We start from the raw sequence: 19,350 nt of genomic DNA on the forward strand, positions 1-19,350 counted from the left end.
CGACGTCGGCATAACAAGGTCGTCACATCGTAGAGCAACAGGCTCAGGCCGCCGGTTTCGGCAGCGTGGGCGAAGCACTGCTCGGCGATCTTGTCCCGGTACTCGCCGGTGATGACCTGCCCCAGGTGGCGTTTGATCGTGGCGTAGCTGGGCGGGTCGGCGCCGAGGTCCTGCAGGACCCGGCCGGCGTCGAGTTTCGAACCGGGTTCGACGATGCGGGCGATCACCAGATCGCGGAACACCTCATCGTCGACGATTCCGAAGCCGAGTTGCTCGTACACGTCGGTCATCACCTGGCGCAGCAGCACCGATCCGGTGGATTCGGTACGTCCCGGCGCATCGATCCTCGCGGGTTTCTCGGCGGGGTCAAGCAGTGCCTTCTGACCGGTGGTCAGGGGTTTTTCGACCGGGATCTGGGGTGTGACATCCAGATCGAGAGCCTGCTGGTCGGGTTCGAGCCATGCCCGGGCGCGTTCGAGGAGCATCCCGAGTTCGAGGTCGGTGTGGGCGGAGCCGATATGTGTGACGATCTCCTGCCGGCCGTTTGCGTATCGGGCGATCTGCACGGCCGTGGCCCCGGATTTGGTGCGCACCTTCCTGATAAACGCCACCCGCCGAGCCTAAACCGATGCGATTAGTGCGTGAAATCCGCCCGATCCGAATGCGAACAAGCAGGTCACAGGCGTGAGTACCCGTTCACTGCCGAAACGTGAGCCAACTCAGGAGTTCTTCCGTAAGCTGCTCAAGGGTCTTCGGTACGTGCCGCGGGTGCTCGTGACCGACAAGCTGGCCAGCTACCAGGTGGCGCACCGCGAGATGCTGGCCTCGGTCGAACATCGCCGGTCGAAGTATCTTAACAATCGGGCCGAGAACTCGCATCAGCCGACTCGGCAACGGGAGCGCCGGATGAAGCGGTTCGCCTCACCCGGACAGGCGCAACGGTTCCTGTCCGCGTTCTCCGGCATCACGGGGCACTTCCAGTTGCTGCGGCACATGTTGTCGGCATCCGACTGGCGTCGCGAGATGACCGACCGCTTCGCGGTGTGGAGCGAAATCACCGCGACCGCCACCGCTGCCTGAACAACGCACCCAGCCAACAATTTTTGGGCAGAGACGAGCCAAACCGCCTGATCCGCTGCGGCTATCACTCAAGTTGACGATGCCCGCAACTCCAACACGGGCGGGATCATCTCCTCAGAGTCGCTCGAGGATATGGTCGTCGCCGACACCACCATCCACCACGGCGGCGCCCGCCCGAGTCGGCTCTCGTGCTCCCGATCGTCGACCGGTGACCAACCGCAGCGAGAGGCCGGGCCGCCAGCTCCCGGCTCTCATCGCGGCTTCCCCCAGTGCGTGCGACCTCCGCTCACCGACAACGAGTTCACCCACCTCGTCGAGAGATACAACTCGGACGCACGGCCCGCGCTCAGGGGCTGAAAACAATCAGTTGCGAAGATTCGCCGCCGTATTCACGTCTGATCAAAGACCAGTTGCAATTGCCTTGCTGCTTCGGAAACGCGTGCGGCGGAGCGTTGTTCGATGCGATCAGTTGAGGAACCGAGGCACCCGATTGCCGCGTACGTGTCTTCGCGCACTCTAAAAGCGGATGCAACTGCTACCACTCCAAGCTGAAATTCCTCGTTAGATACTGCGTAGCCTTGTTCGACGACGCGTTCGAGATGGCGCCGAATCATTGCGTGATTGACGATAGTATGTGGGGTGGAGGCGCGCAGCATCCTTGTAGTAAGAAATTCCTCTCGACGCTGCCTACTCAAACGAGCGAGGATAGCTTTTCCAACCGCTGTGCTGTGAAGCGGTAGCCCTGCTCCCATGAGCGTGTTCGCACGCAATTCGCGCGTATACAGACCGTCGACGATGAGTGCGCGACCCTCACTTAGAATCGCCAATTGTGAAGCCCCAGCCAATTTTTGCAATTCGACAAGATAGGGAATCGCCGCGATACGTAGGTCGTTTATTATCGGGTTGGCGTTTCCAAGCGTAAGCATCTTCTTGCCAATTGAGAACCCGTCCGCCGAATGCTCAAGCATCCCTAGATCTTCCAGCTTCCAACACATGCGATGTACCGTCGTTTTTGCGAGACCGGTTGCCTCGGCGAGCTCGGTGATCGTGACCGGTCGCCGTTCTGCTGCGCACGCTTCGAGCACGGCAAGAATTCGCTGGACGACCGGATCGCGCCGGCTTTCCGGTGCGAGGCCAGCGGGGGTGGGGTCATCAGTTGGCACGTCTACTCCTGTGCTGCTCACGTCGATGGAGTGTTCTTATCGGTTGGCAGACACCCATCTCCAATAGTGTAGGAGCCGCCACTAGCCTACGTAGCTCCGGCTCTTCCTGAATAGCTGCCCGTCCTCGAGACGTGGCGCAGCCGTTCGCTGGGTCGGGCGCCACGCTGACGCGGATGGGGTCCGCTATTGCGTCAGCTTGCCGTCACGACGGGTGTCGTCAATCTCCATGGTCGGTGTCAGTTTCAAGCGTTCAGCTGATGTGGTCGGCCATCTCGGTGAGTGGGCCACACGGAGATCGGCGAGCGGTGAGTGCATCGAACGAATCTTCGGCGGTCCACTGTTTTGGCACATGCGACTCCTACGATCGGTGCTGGGCAGTGCGCCTAACGAACAATTTGTCTTAAAACGCTTTCAATATCGCTTGCGAGAACGATTGCATCCGCAAGATTAGATTTCGGTAGTGAGCCCGTCAACCCCGGGGCTCGATCGAGGCCCAAGTGAAGGCTGAGCACTGACGATCATGCGCCGACCTGCCCGGGACCGACCGTCAAGGAGATCGCATACCGGTCCGCCGTGCGGCTCCCGGTCCCACTTACCTCAGTGAGGTCGCTTACGCGAGAAAACGGGAAACTGACGGTGCATCGAATGTTCGACCTGCTGACGGTCGCGTTTTTAGTCCACTGTCAATCGCGCTTGTGAAGCGTGCAACAACCTAACGAATCGGCTACTCGGTCTGGCCGAGTAGACCAACATCACCTTCCCTACACATAGGCCTGATGTCGAACTGTCCCCTTCGTGGATGGATTGCTTCGTCAAGCCGTACTTCTGAGGCTCAGTGAATGCGAGTGCAGCGAGAGTTCCACTGCGCGGAAACGATCTCACGCGGAGCGGTGCCAGTAGTCGCTAGCCTGGCCGGACCCATGGCAGCGCGTTCGTTTGTCGTTCCAGATGGAGTCGCTGCACCTAGCCACCAGTTTATCAATCGCAGGAAGCCAAACATTGGAAACTCTGAAGAATACGACGATTTCGTGCCCGATCATCGGTGTGGTTCGGGAGTCGAGTTATGGTGAGCGTCGGGTCGCGTTGGTGCCGAAAATTGTGTCCGCTTTGATCGGCAAGGGTGTCGACGTAGTCGTCGAGTCCGGGGCTGGTCTGGGGGCGTTGATTCCCGACGAGTTGTACACCGCTGCCGGCGCTAAGATCGGCGATCCGTGGACTGCTGACGTGGTGGTCAAGGTTGCGCCTCCGTCGACAGAAGAGATCGCCCGGATCAGCACCGGCGCGAAGCTCATCGGTTTCTTGAATCCGCGCAATGCCGACAACCGCATCGCCGAGTTGAAGGCCGCCGGCATCGAGGGATATGCAGTGGAGGCGATTCCTCGTATCTCCCGTGCGCAGGTGATGGACGCGTTGTCGTCGCAGGCGAACGTGTCCGGATACAAGTCGGTGCTGCTCGCGGCGTCGGAGTCGACCCGGTTCTTCCCGATGCTCACCACCGCCGCCGGCACGGTGAAGCCTGCGACGGTTCTGGTGCTCGGAGTGGGTGTGGCAGGTCTGCAGGCGCTGGCGACAGCCAAGCGTCTCGGTGGCCGCGCTACCGGGTACGACGTGCGGCCTGAGGTTGCCGACCAGGTGCGTTCGGTGGGTGCACAGTGGCTCGACCTCGGAATCGATGCGGCGGGCGAAGGTGGATACGCCCGCGAGCTGACCGACGACGAGCGCGCGAAGCAGCAGCAGGCACTCGAAGATGCGATCAAGGGCTTCGACGTCGTGATCACCACGGCTCTGGTTCCGGGTCGTCCCGCGCCGCGCCTGGTCACCGCTGCCGCGGTCGAAGGGATGAAGCCGGGCAGTGTCGTGGTCGACCTCGCGGGTGAAACCAGTGGTAACTGCGAGCTGACCGAGCCGGGTCAAACCGTCGTCAAGCACGGCGTGACCATCTGCTCTCCGCTGAATTTGCCGGCGTCCATGCCAGAGCATGCGTCCGAGTTGTACTCGAAGAACATTTCCGCGCTGATCGAACTGATGTTGGTGGAAGGTGCCTTGGCGCCCGATTTCTCCGACGAGGTTCTGGCCGGTGCGTGCGTCACCCGTGAAGAGAAGGGCGCCTGATGTACACATCACTTCTGGCGAACATCGCGATCCTGGTGTTGTCCGGGTTCGTCGGTTTCGCTGTGATCTCCAAAGTTCCGAACACCCTGCACACCCCGCTGATGTCCGGTACGAACGCCATCCACGGCATCGTCGTCCTGGGTGCGTTGGTCGTCCTGGGCAAGGTGCTCGATCCGTCGATCGGGTTGCAGATCATCTTGTTCGTCGCGCTCGTCTTCGGAACCGTGAACGTTGTCGGTGGTTTTGTGGTCACGGACCGCATGTTGGCGATGTTCAAGGCCAAGCCGGCCGCCAAGTCTGTGTCGAAGGATGGTGACCAGTAATGGAATACCTGGTCAATGCGCTCTACATTGTCGCGTTCTCGATGTTCATCTACGGCCTCATGGGTCTTACCGGCCCGAAGACTGCAGTCCGCGGCAACCAGATTGCCGCGGTCGGCATGCTCATCGCTGTTGTTGCAACTCTGATCTCCATTCGTGATGCGGAGATGGGGAACTGGATCCTGATCGCTGCCGGTCTTGTCATCGGTGTCGTGCTCGGTGTCCCGCCGGCGCTCCGCACGAAGATGACGGCCATGCCGCAGTTGGTCGCGCTGTTCAACGGTGTGGGCGGCGGCACGGTCGCGTTGATCGCGTACGCGGAATTCCTGGACTCGGACGGGTTCACCGCATTCCAGCACGGCGAGTCGCCGACGGTGCACATCGTCATCGCTTCGCTCTTTGCCGCGGTGATCGGTTCGATCTCCTTCTGGGGCAGTGTGATCGCGTTCCTGAAGCTGCAGGAAACCTTGCCTGGTCGTCCGATCGGAATCGGTAAGCTCCAGCAGCCGCTCAATGCTCTGCTGCTCATTGCGGCAGTCGCGTTCTCGGTGATCATCGGTATCAAGGCGATCTCGCCGGAAGGCCCGACCAGCTCACTGTGGATCGTCGGACTCCTCGCGCTCTCGGGCATCCTCGGACTGATGGTTGTGCTGCCCATCGGCGGCGCGGATATGCCTGTCGTCATCTCACTGCTCAACGCGCTGACCGGTCTGTCGGCTGCTGCTGCAGGTTTGGTGCTCAACAACCAGGCGATGATCGTCGCCGGCATGATCGTCGGTGCTTCGGGCACCATCTTGACCAACCTCATGGCCAAGGCCATGAACCGCTCCATCCCGGCGATCGTCGCCGGCGGCTTCGGTGGTGGCGGCGGCGAAGCTGCATCCTCCGACGGCGTCGTGCGCACGGCAAAGGCGACCTCGGCCGCCGACGCTGCGATTCAGATGGCCTACGCCAACCAGGTCATCGTCGTACCCGGATACGGACTTGCCGTCGCGCAGGCTCAGCACGCCGTCAAGGACATGGCGAAGCTGCTCGAGTCGAAGGGCGTCGAGGTCAAGTACGCCATTCACCCGGTCGCCGGCCGTATGCCCGGTCACATGAACGTTCTTCTCGCAGAAGCGGATGTCTCGTACGACGCGATGAAGGAAATGGACAACATCAACGACGAGTTCTCTCGTACCGATGTCACCCTGGTGATCGGTGCGAACGATGTCACCAACCCGGCGGCGCGCAACGATCCGAGCTCGCCGATTCACGGAATGCCGATCCTCAACGTCGACCAGTCGAAGTCCGTCATCGTGCTCAAGCGTTCGATGAACTCCGGTTTCGCCGGTATCGAGAACCCGCTCTTCTTCACCGAGGGCACCTCGATGCTCTTCGGTGATGCCAAGAAGTCGGTCTCCCAAGTCACTGAGGAACTCAAAGCGCTGTGAAACGACGCAGCACCCGGGACTCGCCTGCACGACCGTGGCCCCGGGCGTCCCCATCAATTGACCGGGGTAGGAAGAACTACCTCCACTAACAGGCATCAATGTCGAGGCTGCAGAGGGCACTGTCGCAAACTCAGCTCCACACCCGAGACTGGTCAGTCGACAATCCCACCGATCGGAACCGAGCCATTGGAGCAGGCACGGTGGGCATGGTTTCGTCAATGCCACGGACCGAAGATTCGGTGGGTGAGGTCATCGGGTCTACCGACGCCGACTCGCCATGAAGCAGCGGTTTTCGACACCCGCACCTAAAACTGGAAGAGGAGTTTATGACAACTCTATGGGGTCCGGACGGCAAGAAAGCTGCTGTCACCTTTGCCTTTGACAATCTTGGTGAGGCTTCGGATATTGAGTTCGGACGCTGGCCAACTGATCGGCCAGTAGGTTCTCATCACAGCGTGATGCGGGACTTGCCTTTGATTTTGGAAGCTCTGTCGGGGCACGTCGTCGCGTTTTTTGTGGAGTCGTGGAATCTTCACGTGTACCCGGATGCGATTCGTGCCATCTCCGAGGCCGGTCACGAGATTGGAAGTCACGGTCTCCGACACGAAATTTGGTGCACCTTGTCCCCCGACCAGGAACGCGACCACATGAAGCGATGCGTGGACGACTTCGCACGGTATGGGGTCGAGATCAAGGGCTTGCGTCCTCCCGGAGCGATCGCAGCCTCCAGTACAGCTCATGTACTACCCGAACTCGGCCTGACGTATGTATCTCCGGTGGGAGTCTCGACCGGTGTGCTCGACTCTGGACTGGCAGTGCTGGAGTCCGTCGTTGCAGCGTCCGATGTCGCGTTCTACGGTGAGCCTTTCGTCAAGTACCGAAACTACAAACCCAACAACGAGATACTGTCGCCTGAAGACTTCGTCGAGGGCATGATGTTCGAGATCGAGAAGGCGGTGGAGGTGGGCGGCCACATCTCGACAACGTGTCACCCCTTCTATCAGTCCCCCTCCCCCGACCGAACTGATCCGGAAAGAATAGAGGCGCTCGCCGAGGTTGTTCGTCGAATCGAAGCCGATGACCGCATCTGGGCTGCCACCCCACGCGAGGTGGCCGATTGGATGATCGAGCACAAATCCGACTTCCCCGGCCCGGCCACCCTCGATCCGCCCTCGTACTGGAACCCAGCCTTCTACCAGGACATCAAGCGGGACACACAGTCCGCGATGTAACGCCCGGCGGCCACCGGCCCAGAGGGACCGCCGGCAACGATGTCGTCCGGTGAACTCAGTATCCGTCAGAACGCACCACGTACAAGGAGTAGAGACATGGCCCGCGTCCCGTACCGACATCGTCCGGATGCCGATGTTGCAGAGCAGTACATCTACGATCGCCTCGAGGTCGAGCGTAAACACCCGACCCCGAACATATTTTTGGCACTCGCACACGCGCCCACTCAGCTCGACGGACTGCTCACGTACGCCAGGACTCTGAGATCGGCCACGGAACTGGGTCCACGTCTCCGTGAATTGGTCATCCTCGGGATCGCTGCGGCGAAGGGCGGCGAGTATGTAGCTGAACATCACAAGCACGACGCGCTCAAGGCGGGACTCACCGAGCAGCAGGTCGATGCGATCGCACGCAACGCCGCAACATATGACCTCTTCGAGAGTGTCGAGGTGGCAGTCATCGATTTCGGGCGCGAGATCGGTGGACAGGACACCGTAACCCACCAGACTTGGACCACCGCAGCTCAACATCTGACACAACGGCAACTGGTGCAGCTGACGATGACAGCATGCTGGTACTCCGCGGGCGTACTCATGATGCGCATTCTCGACCTCGATCTCGAAGACCCATAACGCGCGCGGTGACCTACAGGAGCCCCGCTGGCTCGATTCTCCTCTTCATCCCGAAGACGAGAATCGAGCCGTCCTCAGGCCACGGTGACAACCCCGAGAAGGGCTCCGACTCTGATCGTTCGTGTCCGGACCCCCGGAAGCGGCAAAACTGGTCACTTTGACCTGCGGGACTGTGATTCCGCAGCCCCGCCGGTCAAAGTGAGACAGAGGGTTACCTGTTCGCCTTCACGTGTTCCGCGATCAGGCTGGACACGAGTTCGGGGCGTTCGACCGGAAGCAGGTGAGCGCCGGGTTCCATGATCACGTGGCGGGCGTTGGGGATCTTGCGTACCAGACCCGCCATGACTTCGGGGGTGGTCGACTGGTCGTCTACGCCTCCGAGGACCAGCGTCGGGGACGCGATCGCGCTGAGCAGGTCACTGCCATCCCATTCGGCGAGGGCCTCGGCGCATGCGGCGTATCCTTCCCGATCGGTACGGCGCACCATCTGGCCCAGACACCGCAGCAGTGCCGGATCTTTTTGCGCGCGTTCGTATGTGATCCAGCGGCCAGCCAGACCGCTGATCAAGCCATCGGTGCCAGAGGTTCGCACCGTCGCTGCACGCTCGGTCCAGGCCTCACGTGTGCCGAACCGTGATGAAGTCGACAAAAGGGTCAATGACGCCACCCGATCGGGCGATGTCGCCGCTATATGTTGTGCGACTGCCCCGCCGAGGGAAAGCCCTGCCAGCTCGACCATGTGCGCACCCAAGGCATCGAGGGTGTGCAGCACATCGTCGGCAAGCTCCGCGATCGTGTAGGGCCCGGTAGGAGCGACGGAGTCGCCGTGACCACGTAGGTCGACCGTGACAGTGTTCAGACCGTGGTCGAGCAACGCAGCGACGGTGTCGGCCCAGATGCTGCGATCGCTCCCGAGAGCACCGAGGAACACAATCGGACACTGATCCATGGTGCGCTCGGACGTGGTGTGGGCGAGACCGTAGGCCACGGGTTTGCTCCTCTTTGTCTTCGTCGGGCCGCTGTCAGCGTCGCGCTTCAGCGGCTCTTTTGTCTTCGGCTTCGGCGCACAGGTCGAAAAGGGGGTATTCCGGCGTCCACCGCACGTCGATGCTGTCCTCGCTTTCGCGGAGTCGTTCGATCGATGTGGGACCGTCGGGATTCAAGTAATCGACGATGCGCTCGAAGCCTCCCGGTGCGATCACACCGATTTGTTTGCTGTTCGGAGCCGCGAAAGCCCAGGCATGAATCCAGTTTCGCGGGAGCATTCCGAACTCCCCTGCATGGATATCTCGGGTGATGCGCGTGCCGTTCTGGTCGTCGAGCCACACTCGTACGATGCCGGATAACACATACAGCGCTTCAGTGGTCTTCCGGTGAAAGTGCGGCATGGTCGGCTCGTTCTCGTCACCGGTCGACAGGATCACCGACAGGTCTTCGTGAGTGTCGACCGCCCGCGTCAGCAGGGTCCGCCACCCAGTATTGGCGCGCGAATGCTCACCCTGGCCCTCACCGAGAACATAAGCCCTGCCCAGGCCGAGGTCGTCCAAGGACACCTGGCCGGACTCCCAGTTGTACTTCATGCTGCACCTTTCGAAGTGGACGTTCCGGCTCGAGATTGCAAGGCGCTCAGGCGCGCGTCGATCTCAGTGGAACTCGAGACGAACTGCTGTCAGGCCCTCGACGCGCACATCGACAGTCCGCTGACGCCGCACGGTGCGCGGACACTCGGTCAGACGGGATGTCCGCGCGGCGCCTCAACATCGCAGAACCGCGAACCCTGCGAGTAATGAATAGCAAGCGTCTGCGGCCGAAGACCAGCAGCCGGTTCCGCTGGATGGATCGACCCAGGTCGCCACCCAACCTCGATTTCGGTCGCAGCCGGTGTGGGCTCGCTCTGAATTGTCAGCCGGAGACGGTTGTTCACTTGTCACTTCCACTCGGTACCTCGATGTCGATAGAATTGACCGCCGAAGGATCGGCGCTGTTCCACTCACTGGTAAGCACCTGTTGGTTCGATCGACACACTCCGTGTCTACTGATCGCGACCGCTCATTACGCCGGCTCCGTCCTCACACACTGTAGGACGCGACGTGTGCCGACACTGCCCGCGGTCGTCGAGACAGTCGGTTCCCCCGCACCGCCCGTCTGCAGCTCGCCGAGACCCACCACCCGGAAGGCAAATCGTGTCAGAAAACAAGCCAGGCCCCACCACAGGTCTTGCTCGCCCGACGTCGGCCGATGATGTCCGTCGCACCGTTGAAAACAGCGCGGCCGCTGCAGGCCCCTGGGCCGCCACTTCTCTGTCCGAACGCGCCCACGCCCTCCGGACGGTCGCGGCCGAACTCGACGCGTCCGCTGAGGTGTTGGTGCCCGTGGCCATGGCCGACACGAACCTTCCGGAACAGCGGTTGCGGGGTGAGCTGAAACGCACGACGTTCCAACTGCGCCAGTTCGCATCGGTCCTCGATGACGGAGGGTTTCTCGGGGTCCGAGTGGATCACGCCGACCCAGACTGGCCTATGGGCGTGCCGCGGCCGGACCTGCGTCGAATGCTGGTCCCTGTCGGTCCGGTGGTGGTTTTTGCGGCCAGCAACTTTCCGTTCGCCTTTTCGGTTGCAGGCGGAGACACCGCAGCTGCGTTGGCGGCTGGTTGTCCTGTGATCTTGAAAGCCCATTCTGGGCACCTGCCGCTCGCGGAAGCCACAGCAGCAGTCGTGATTTCGGCACTGACGAACGCGGGTGCTCCCGATGGGGTCTTCACCGCGATCAGTGGGGTCGAAGCGGGCAAGCTCGCCTTACAGGATCCTTTGGTCAAAGCGGGTGCCTTCACTGGTTCCATCGGCGCTGGACGCCTCCTGCTCGATATCGCGCAATCGAGGCCTCAACCAATTCCGTTCTTTGGCGAGCTCGGCAGCATCAACCCTGTATTCGTCACACAAGCAGCAGTCGATGAGAGGCTCGATACGATCCGAGACGAACTGATCGCGAGTTTCTCCGGAAGCTCGGGACAACTGTGCACCAAACCAGGAGTCGTGCTCGCTCCGGCGGGCAGCGGACTGATCGAAAGCCTTAAAGCCGCCGAGTTGCCGGGTGGTGCTCGTCTACTCAACGACCGAATCACCCAGGGATACGGGACATCGCTGGCGACTCTCCTCGATCTCGACTCCGTGCACTTGCTTGCAGGAGAGGGCGATCCCTCCGCCGGGGAACCGGCGCCGACGATCCTCATAACTTCCGCAGAACACGTCTTCGGTGGCGGGTCCGAAGTTTTCGAGGAGTGCTTCGGCCCCGCTACGGTTGTCGTCGAATACACCGACGATCGGGAAATGGTGGAGATCGCTCGCCTCCTTGATGGGCAGCTGACCGCGACCGTCCAGGGAACCGATGTGGACGACGTCACAGACCTTCTGACCGTTCTGACCGACAAAGCAGGGCGGATCCTGTGGAATGAATGGCCGACGGGTGTGGCGGTGACGCATGCACAGCAACACGGTGGCCCGTACCCTTCGTCCACGACCCACACCACGTCGGTCGGTACTGCTGCCATAGACCGTTTCATGCGTCCTGTTGCCTTCCAAGGCTTTTTAGACCGACTCCTGCCGCCGGCACTGCGCGACTCGAATCCGCTAGCCGTGCCCCGGATGGTCGACGGGGGACTCGAATCCAGGTAATTCGCCGGTGTGCCACCGCCGGCAGACAGACGTACAAGCCCACTTTCCACGATGTCATTAGGAGGAAGAACAGTGCCGAACTCGGACACTTCAGTCGACGGTGGTGAACTGGTCGCCAAGACCCTGCATTCCGCCGGGGTGACCAGGATCTTCGCTTTGCACGGCGGACACCTCGAGTCGTTCTACCGCGGTTGCGCACAGCATCAGTTGGAGTTGGTGGATTTCCGCCACGAGGCGTCGGCGGGTCACGCGGCAGAGGCCTACGCCCGAGTTACTGGCCAGATCGGCGTGTGTGCCATCACGGCCGGCCCGGGTTTCGCGAACGCACTTCCGGCGATTCTCAACGCGTTCGTCGATGCATCCCCGACGCTGTTCTTGATCGGCGCTCCACCACTGCGGGAGAAAGAGACCAACGAACTGCAAGGCGGTTTCGACCAACTCGCGATCGCCAGGTCGAGCGCGAAGTGGGCGGTGTCCATCACGAACGTCGAGCGCACTCCGGATCTGCTCGCTGCCGCGATTCGGCGAGCAACAACAGGTCGACGCGGTCCAGTCGTGGTCGAATTGCCCATCGATGTCCTCCATATGATCACTCCGGCCGACCGCGTCACTCAGCCCAGTGGTCTGTCGGTCCACCCCAGGCCGGCGCCGTCGCGACAGGAACTCGCCGACCTGCGCACCAAGCTGCTGGCCGCGAAACGTCCAGCAATCGTCGTCGGCGGAGACGCCCGCTTCAGTGACTGCGAAGCAATCCTCGCGAAATTTGCAGAGCGAGCGGGTATCCCGGTCTTCGCAAGCAAACGCGGTTTGGGGATCTTGCCGGACACTCATCCGTGCGATGCGCACGATGCTGCCAACCTCGGTTTGCTGGCGAGCAGCGGCTCGCCGCGACCGGATCTCGTGATTCTCGCCGGAACGCGGATGGGTCTGTTTCTCGGTGGCAGCGGATTCGGTGTTCTCCCCGAGGATGCTCAACTCGTCCAAATCTACAGTGACCCCGGCGAGATCGGCCGGATCCGAGACGTCGACCTCGCGATCTCAGCTGACGTCAGCGCCGTGTTGGAGTGCCTCGACGACGCGACTGCGGAAGACCAGTGGCCTGACTGGACCACATGGCGAGACCTCGCCGTCGATCAGAAGAACAAACGCGCGGAGGTCTTCCCCGACCCTGAATCAGCCGGAGGAATTCACCCGTTCCACGCGATGGCAGAAGTAGCCGCGGTTGCCGGCTCGGAAGCGGTCTACGCGATCGACGGCGGAGAAGCAGGACAGTGGGCCGTTCAGCATGCCCGCACCGACGGCCCCGGCCGGGTGATCACAACGGGCTACTTCGGCGGGCTCGGTGTCGGTCCCGGCTTTGCGATCGGCGCGCAGGTCGCCGCCCCCGACCGCCGCGTCGTGCTCGTTGCCGGCGACGGCAGCTTCGGGTTCCACCTCCAGGAACTGGACATCATGGTGCACAACGGATTTCCGATCGTCACGATCGTCCTGAACAACGAGATCTGGGGTATGTCGCTGCACGGCCAGGAGATCATGTACGGAAAGGGATACAACGTGATCTCGAAACTCGGCGGACGAAACTATGCCGAAATAGCGAGGGCGTTCGGTTGCCACGCGGAGCGCGTGACCAACTTCACCGAACTCCGGCCGGCCCTGCAACGCGCCTTCGACTCCGGCACGGCAGCATGCGTAGAGATCATGACGGACCCCGAAGTGGTCAGCCCGGGTCTGATTGCGATGCTCGGCGACGTCGACTCGGATACCCCCCACATCGTGGTCCCGTACTACGAGAACATCCCGCTCTGACGCTGTAGCCCATCCCCAACACTGTTCACCCAGACTCGACCACGATAAGGAATACCCATGAACTCCCCATCCCAGGGACACGCGCACCGCTTCACCGACAAGTTGGTCATGGTCACAGCTGCAGCGTCAGGAATCGGTCTAGCGTGTGTCCAGCGATTCCTCGACGAGGGAGCAACCGTGCTCGCTTCCGACCTCGACGAAGCTGCGCTCGAAGCCAGCTTCGCAGACACAGAACACCGCGACCGACTCGTCCTCGGCCGACTGGACGTTAGCAGCTACGATGCGGTCCAAAAATACGTCCAACAGATCTCGAACGACTGGGGGCGACTGGACATCTTGGTCAACAACGCCGGACTGGGGTCGTGGGGTGCTGTGGACAAACTCTCGGTCGAACGATGGCGTCAAGTGATCGCAGTCTCGCTCGACTCGGTGTTCTACACCTGTAAGGAAACCGTCCCGCTGCTCAAACGCGGTGGAGGGGCGATCGTTAATACCTCGTCGATCTCGGGGATGTTCGGCGACAACGGCTTTGCTGCCTACAACGCGGCCAAAGCGGGCGTGATCAACTTGACGCGTACTCTGGCCATCGATCACGCCCCCCACGGTGTGCGCGCCAATGTTGTATGCCCGGGTCTGACCGAGACACCACGGGTGACCTGGATGCAGCAGACCGAGGAAATTGCATCCGAGTACGACCGAAGGCTTCCGACCAAGCGGCCGGGGACGCCGCAGGAGATGGCGGCCGCGATCACGTTCCTGGCCAGCGATGATGCGTCGTACATCACGGGGGTCTGCCTACCTGTCGACGGCGGACTTACCGCCGCGACCGGACAACCTGCCTTTTTGAAACTTCTTCCCAACCGCGTCTGACCTGCACTAGACCAAAGTTACGGCTGTGGTGACGATTGAACCACCCAGTTGAGCGGGGGTTCGTCGGTTTCCCGTTGTGCTCGGTCTGGCTGCGCGAGGGTGATGGGGATGGTGGCGCCGAGGAGGTCGAAGGCCTGTCGTTGGGTGGGTGTGGCGGTGGCGAGGACGGGGACTGTCGGTCCGGTGGGGTCGGTGCCGTAGCGGATGTCGTTGCGGGTCAGCGTTGCCAGGTGATCGAGCAGGCAGCGGAACGAGCGGACGGGTCGACCGTCCTGGTCGGTGTGTCTGGATGCCTTGGCGGCTGCGGCTTGTGAGCGGGTGGCGGGGGCGACGGGGTCGGCCGGTTCGGGCCTGTCCTCGTCGGTGAAGGTCAGCGGCGCCCAGGCGCTGCGCAGGTGCCAGACCAGGTAGGCGGCGAGCATGCAGATCAACACGTGGGCGCGGACGCGGGTTTCGGTGCGGTGGTGCACCGGCCGCAGGTCCAGATCGATGCTCTTGATCGAGCGGAAGTCGCGTTCGACCGCCGCGAGGGACTTGTAGGTCCGCACCACGGTGCCGGCGTCCATCTGCTCGGCGGGCACGGTGGTGCGGACGATGTAGATGCCGTCGAGGGCGGCCTCGGCGTCGATCGCGGCCTGATCGCGGCGAAAGGTGAAGTGGCCGTCGCTGATGTCGCAGCGCAAGTGTTTGGCCATCTTGTGTCGGCCGATGACCTTGCCGACGCGCATCGCGATCGCGGCGGTGGCGACCAGCCGCCCGGCGGCCACCGCGGCGACGATCTTGTCCAGTGCGGCCTCGGTCGCGGCGAGCAGTGCGGCGCGGTTGCGGGCCCGCTCGTCGGCCAGGGCCGGGTTGCGGCAGGCGATCAGCCGTTCGCCGGGGTAGTCGGGGTGGGTGATCTCGGCCAGATTCACCTGGTCGAACAACGACAGCTGCAGCGGGCCGTCGTCGGCGGCCAGCGCCGCGATCTGCGGGGCGCGCAGCGCGGTGACCCACCCGATGCCGCCGGCCTCGCGCAGCGCCGCGATGCGCGCGGAGGTGATCATGCCGCGGTCGCCGACCATCACCATCTCGGTCAGCGCGAAGCTCTCGCGCACGGAGTCGACGATCGCGGTGAAGGCGGCGGGGTCGGCGGTGTTGCCCTCGAAGACCCGCACTGCGACCGGGCGACCGTCGGGGTCGGTGAGCAGCCCGTACTCGATCTGCGGCAGTCCCTTCTTGCCGTCGCGGGAGTAGCCACGCGCGGCCAGCGGGCAGTGCGAGCCGGTCATCCACGAGCTCGACAGGTCGAACAACGCCAGCCGGTCCGGGTTCGCATCCCCGGTGAGATGCCGTCGCGCCAGCGCCTTTTCGATGTCGTCCTGCTGTCCGGCGAGCCAATCCATGGCATGGTAGACCTCGTCGGTACCCGCGCCGGCCACCGACAGATCCGCGGCCAGGCTGGTATCGGTCCACCACCGGGTGGTGGCCAGTTTCGAACCCGGCCGGATCACCCGGGCCACGATCAGCGCCAACGCCAGATCCCGGCAGCGCCCGGCCGGGCCCAGCAGCGCCGGCAAGCCCAGCGCTCGGGCCTGGGCCATCACTGCCGCGACGTGACCGTGCGGCAATGACCGGGTCACCTCCAGCCCCGCGCCCGCCGCGACCAGCGGGGCGCCGGCCAGGCTCGCGCGCACCGCCTCGATCGCCGCCTCCGGCAGCGCCGAAAGGTTGGCCAGCGTCTCGTGTTTGACCTTCCCCCCGTCGCGGTAGGTGCGTCGCAGCAGGTACGACACCGACTCACGCGGCCCCGACCGGGTGGTGTACTTCTTCGAGACCTTGGCTACATGCATCGCACCGGAGCGACTCGACATACCCGAAACCATACCCCGGTATCCGGCACTAGCCCGGCATCGACACACGTAATTCTTGGCTACATTTCCGTACCCCGCACAGCAGGTTATCGCAGGTCATGCCCTGAGAGCGTCGTCAGCACGCCGTAACTTCGGACTAGATTAGTGCAGGTCGCTCGTCCGCGGCCAGACGGTCGAACGAGCTACCGGCCGCGACGAAGATGCCGCCGGTCCCCAGAAGGGAACTCGGCGGCATTCTTCAGCTATGTCTCCTCAATGACATGGTTGGTCACAGTGCCGATCGACGAAATCGTCACGGAGACAACATCTCCCGGCTCCAACCATTGGTCGTTGCTGCAGTCTGCGAACGAACCGGCAGGTGTTCCGGTGAAGATCACGTCCCCCGGCGCGAGCGGGATGAAGGTCGTGATGTGCTCGATCAAGGCAGGTACATCGTGAATGAGTACCGACGTCGGCGAATCCTGCATGACGTGCCCGTTGAGGGTCGTGGTGATACGAAGGTCCGCCGGGTCCGGGACCTCGTCAGCGGTCACCATCCACGGACCGAGACTACCGCTGTGGAAAAAGTTCTTTCCTGCAGTCGGGGTGGGTGACTGACGCTGCCAGTCGCGAACACTGCCGTCTTGACCGACCGCATAGCCCGCGACGACGCCGAGCGCATTCTCCCGCGACACAGCGCGACAGTGCTTGCCGATGATGACGGCGAGTTCGCCTTCGAAGTCGAGCCACGACGACACCCGAGGACGCACGATCGGCTGGAGATGGCCGGTGAGGGAGGACCACACCTTCAGGAACAGCGCCGGCATGGTCTCACGTGTCGACACAGCAGTCCCGGTCCGCTCAGCGACCAACTGTGCGTGGTCGCTGTAGTTGACCCCGACGCAGATCACTGCCCGCGATCCCAGCGACGGTGGAAGCAGTATGACATCCGCCAGCTGGATTCGCTTTCCGTCGTTCGGGACCGGATCGCCTTTCCCCCACCGGTCGAGAAACGCCGCCATCGTGCACCCCTGAGGTGGTCCCACCCAATCGGTGAAGTCGATGATGCTGTCTCCGTCGACCATCCCGATCCCGGGCCGGCCGCCGTCTTGCTCGAACAATGCAACTTTCACCAATTCCACTTCCCATCTGGATTCGCATAGCGCCCGCTCGCTGTGCACGAACGAGGTCGAGAACACGCAACCAGCGCGTGGGTGCGATCGAAAGAGATCGGTCCCATCCGGTGGAACGAAGCATGTCCTCGACGACGGCCGCGCTGGAGGACCGCAACTGGTCGTGCCGCGTACGAATGGCGCCGGCCGCCGCCTCTCGCACGGCACTGATAGGTTCCCTGACGCACGTTCAGCATCGAGTGTGCGCCGCGCCGTCGCCGAGACGGGAATTTGTTGGGTCCAAACGAGTTGGCGGGATCGGCAAGTCAGTTTTCGTTCGGGCGTCGGAGTGCGGCTTCATCGCGGGTGAAACGTCGCCCAATTCAGCAACGTTCGCCGCATGCTGCACGGTGCGGTCAGTTCGCGCGCTTGCCAGGTCCTCGTCGATGACCAGTTCAGGGTCTTCAGTGCGACCACAAAAAGATCGATGCAACAGGTAGACAAGGCATCCCGAAGCCAGCATCACTACTCCGTACAACTGAAACGCCCGCCCCGGGGATCCGCCTGCTGCGAACCAGTACCCCATCAGCACCGGTACGGCGATCGAGAACGCTCGACCGACGCCCATCATCATTCCCACCGCTGCGCCGCGGTTGGCCGCAGGGTAGACGTGTGGGGTGATCGCGTAGTACGCCACTGTCCCTCCAACGGTGGTCAAGCCCACCAGCACTGCGACTGCCAATCCGAAGCTCGTCGCGTAGGTCGTGGCGAACGCTACGTAGACCGGCAAGCCGATTACCAGCAACCCCGCGGTGACGAGACGCGGACTGACTTTTCTCGACAGGGCAGCGAAGGCAAGCGTTCCGCAAATGCCGCCCAATCCGATGAGAACACCGGCAAACCTCCCGTCTGCCGCGTTGCCGGTGGCGTTCGCGATCATCGTCGGCGTCCACGAGTTGGCAAAATAGAAGGCTGCGATGAGCAGGACGTAACCGGACCACAAGAACGCCGTGCGTCTGAGCAGGGTGCCTGTGAACACTGTTCTCAAGGCGCCGAACTCAGCGGCCCGACCCCGCCTCTCGGGCAAGCGGTCACCGGTAGCCAAACCGAACCTTCGTCCGATCTTCTGATAGGTGCGTAGGGCATGCCCCGGGCGCGCCTCGATCAGGTAGTCGACCGACTCCGGAAGCATCAAATATGCCACCACAGCAGCGAGGGCCGAGAGCAGCCCGGTTGCGACGAACGGCCCGTGCCAATCCCACGTGTCTATCAGCCACCCAGTTGCCAAACCCCCGATCAGACCCCCGGCCGGCAGGCCGATTCCGTAAATTCCCATGACGGTCCCGCGTCGGTGGTCGGGCGCATATTCGGATACCAGGCAGCTCAGGCTGGGCACAATTGCCCCCACCCAGAGCCCGGCGAAGGTGCGCGCAGCCAGGAGAGTGGGGACATCTGTCGCCAATCCGGTGAGGACCATACCGACGGCACCGAGCACGAGGCAGATAATGATGTGAGGACGGCGGCCGATCCTGTCGGCCAACGGACTCAGGAAGATCGCCCCCAGGGCCGCCCCCAGCAATCCGGCACTGAGTACGTATCCGATTGTGGCGGTGTCCAAACTCCAGACTTGCGCCAACGTTGGCGCGACGAAAGCCATTACGGAATTCTCGTAACCGTCGATGGCGGCGATGATGGTGCAGAGAAACACAATTGCCCACCGGCGGCGATCCATCGGTGTGGCCCGCATCTGTTCTCGAAGGTCGACGTCAGTCTGCATGGTGGCCTTTCGGTCATCTCGGCGCACGGTGATGTGCCGGCACGAGGAGGCGGGAGAAAAGGATCCAGGGGTGCGCTCAGTGCTCGACCTAGGTGTTCGTCCACCCACCATCCGGTCAGGTCAACGCGGGCACGTCACGAGTTGCATCCAAGGCGGTCGACGGCCGACGCTATCGCAGCGTAGCAAGGTTGCTCGTGACACCGCTCACAGTAGGCCGTGAATCCGCAGGGCGCCGACCTCCTGGTCCCACTGCGTGGAACCATTCAGTCCAGCGGCACGAGATTCAAGCAGATGGTTGCGTCCATGAAGATG

The 19,350-nt window shown here is 62.6% G+C and carries 13 protein-coding genes and 3 pseudogenes; 9 read left to right on the top strand and 7 right to left on the bottom strand.

The window, feature by feature from the left end; genetic code table 11:
* Positions 1-611 (bottom strand): annotated as a pseudogene (locus AZG88_RS55890) (IS1634 family transposase); the annotation flags it as partial.
* 112 nt (positions 612-723) lie between these two features.
* Here AZG88_RS55890 and AZG88_RS40060 point away from each other — a divergent pair.
* Positions 724-1,080, top strand: a pseudogene (locus AZG88_RS40060) (DDE-type integrase/transposase/recombinase); the annotation flags it as partial.
* A gap of 389 nt (positions 1,081-1,469) precedes the next feature.
* On the opposite strand, the gene AZG88_RS51085 reads toward AZG88_RS40060, so the two are convergent.
* On the bottom strand, positions 1,470-2,243 hold the full coding sequence (locus AZG88_RS51085) for an IclR family transcriptional regulator (RefSeq protein WP_156517739.1): 774 nt from the start codon (positions 2,241-2,243) through the stop codon (positions 1,470-1,472).
* A 999-nt stretch (positions 2,244-3,242) separates the two neighbouring features.
* On the opposite strand from AZG88_RS51085, the gene AZG88_RS40070 reads away from it, so the two are divergent.
* The 5 genes from AZG88_RS40070 (at position 3,243) to AZG88_RS40090 (ending at position 7,970) form a co-directional block, all read left to right on the top strand.
* Positions 3,243-4,355, top strand: a complete 1,113-nt coding sequence (locus AZG88_RS40070) for an NAD(P) transhydrogenase subunit alpha (RefSeq protein WP_061700852.1) — start codon at positions 3,243-3,245, stop codon at positions 4,353-4,355.
* Positions 4,355-4,678, top strand: a complete 324-nt coding sequence (locus tag AZG88_RS40075; RefSeq protein WP_061700853.1) for an NAD(P) transhydrogenase subunit alpha — start codon at positions 4,355-4,357, stop codon at positions 4,676-4,678. Before AZG88_RS40070 ends, AZG88_RS40075 begins: the two co-directional genes overlap by 1 nt.
* On the top strand, positions 4,678-6,108 hold the full coding sequence (locus AZG88_RS40080) for an NAD(P)(+) transhydrogenase (Re/Si-specific) subunit beta (RefSeq protein WP_061700854.1): 1,431 nt from the start codon (positions 4,678-4,680) through the stop codon (positions 6,106-6,108). The genes AZG88_RS40075 and AZG88_RS40080 overlap by 1 nt, the downstream gene beginning before the upstream one ends.
* Positions 6,109-6,434: 326 nt before the next feature.
* Positions 6,435-7,340 carry a polysaccharide deacetylase family protein gene (locus AZG88_RS40085; RefSeq protein ID WP_082833601.1) on the top strand — a complete coding sequence of 302 codons (906 nt, stop codon included), beginning with the start codon at positions 6,435-6,437 and terminating at the stop codon, positions 7,338-7,340.
* Between the two features lie 96 nt (positions 7,341-7,436).
* Positions 7,437-7,970, top strand: coding sequence for a carboxymuconolactone decarboxylase family protein (locus tag AZG88_RS40090; RefSeq protein WP_061700857.1), 534 nt, complete (start codon positions 7,437-7,439; stop codon positions 7,968-7,970).
* A 211-nt stretch (positions 7,971-8,181) separates the two neighbouring features.
* On the opposite strand, the gene AZG88_RS40095 is transcribed toward AZG88_RS40090, so the two are convergent.
* Positions 8,182-8,958, bottom strand: a complete 777-nt coding sequence (locus tag AZG88_RS40095; RefSeq protein ID WP_061700858.1) for an alpha/beta fold hydrolase — start codon at positions 8,956-8,958, stop codon at positions 8,182-8,184.
* A 34-nt stretch (positions 8,959-8,992) separates the two neighbouring features.
* Positions 8,993-9,550 (bottom strand): cupin domain-containing protein, encoded by a 558-nt coding sequence (locus AZG88_RS40100; protein WP_061700860.1) that lies wholly within the window; start codon positions 9,548-9,550, stop codon positions 8,993-8,995.
* Between the two features lie 603 nt (positions 9,551-10,153).
* On the opposite strand from AZG88_RS40100, the gene AZG88_RS40105 reads away from it, so the two are divergent.
* From AZG88_RS40105 to AZG88_RS40115, 3 genes are all read left to right on the top strand, one after another.
* Positions 10,154-11,641 carry an aldehyde dehydrogenase (NADP(+)) gene (locus AZG88_RS40105; RefSeq protein WP_061700862.1) on the top strand — a complete coding sequence of 496 codons (1,488 nt, stop codon included), beginning with the start codon at positions 10,154-10,156 and terminating at the stop codon, positions 11,639-11,641.
* A 72-nt stretch (positions 11,642-11,713) separates the two neighbouring features.
* Positions 11,714-13,447: a thiamine pyrophosphate-binding protein gene (locus AZG88_RS40110; RefSeq protein WP_231914367.1), complete on the top strand. Its 1,734-nt coding sequence runs from the start codon at positions 11,714-11,716 to the stop codon at positions 13,445-13,447.
* 108 nt (positions 13,448-13,555) lie between these two features.
* The gene (locus AZG88_RS40115) at positions 13,556-14,317 is read left to right on the top strand and encodes an SDR family NAD(P)-dependent oxidoreductase (RefSeq protein WP_231914370.1); all 762 of its coding nucleotides are present in this window, start codon (positions 13,556-13,558) and stop codon (positions 14,315-14,317) included.
* Between the two features lie 92 nt (positions 14,318-14,409).
* On the opposite strand, the pseudogene AZG88_RS40120 reads toward AZG88_RS40115, so the two are convergent.
* The 3 genes and pseudogenes from AZG88_RS40120 to AZG88_RS40130 form a co-directional block, all read right to left on the bottom strand.
* A pseudogene (locus AZG88_RS40120) lies at positions 14,410-16,170 on the bottom strand (IS1634 family transposase); the annotation flags it as partial.
* Between the two features lie 242 nt (positions 16,171-16,412).
* Entirely contained in the window at positions 16,413-17,282 is an 870-nt protein-coding gene (locus AZG88_RS40125; protein ID WP_063886949.1) for a fumarylacetoacetate hydrolase family protein, read from the bottom strand.
* A gap of 229 nt (positions 17,283-17,511) precedes the next feature.
* Positions 17,512-19,038: an MFS transporter gene (locus tag AZG88_RS40130; RefSeq protein ID WP_061700870.1), complete on the bottom strand. Its 1,527-nt coding sequence runs from the start codon at positions 19,036-19,038 to the stop codon at positions 17,512-17,514.
* Between the last annotated feature and the right edge of the window lie 312 nt (positions 19,039-19,350).

Origin of the sequence: Rhodococcus sp. LB1, assembly GCF_001583455.1 — a bacterium.
GTDB lineage: Bacteria > Actinomycetota > Actinomycetes > Mycobacteriales > Mycobacteriaceae > Rhodococcus_F > Rhodococcus_F opacus.